This is a genomic window from Cryobacterium sp. 10I1 (assembly GCF_035019805.1).
In the GTDB taxonomy this organism is placed as follows: Bacteria; Actinomycetota; Actinomycetes; order Actinomycetales; family Microbacteriaceae; genus Cryobacterium; species Cryobacterium glucosi.
Map to the genome: position 1 here is coordinate 1 of NZ_JASJVF010000618.1, position 314 is coordinate 314.

Consider the following 314-nt stretch of genomic DNA (forward strand, 5'->3'; position numbering starts at 1 on the left):
GCCCCGGGTCGAGTACCGTCACGGCGGCGTTCGCGCCGGAGACGACGACGATCGAGTTCTCGCCGGAATCGAGCACCGTGATGTGCGCGGTGCCTGTCGGCCCGTCGACTGTGTCGAGACCGTCCACGCGGATGCCTTCGGCCACGAGCAGCGCCCGGAGTTCCGTCCCGTAGGCATCGCGTCCGACCGCGCCGAGGAAGTCGACAGCGCCACCCTGCCGGGCGGCAGCGACCGCCTGGTTGAGTCCCTTACCCCCGGGCACAAGGGCGAAGTCGTGGCCGAAGATCGTCTCGCCCGGCCGGGGAAGTCGCGGC

General features: G+C 71.3%; 1 protein-coding gene. It reads right to left on the reverse strand.

Translation table 11 applies throughout. The features are described from left to right. Positions 1 to 314 (reverse strand): PfkB family carbohydrate kinase (locus QN345_RS20030; protein WP_323509240.1); only part of this gene is annotated, 314 nt, incomplete at both ends.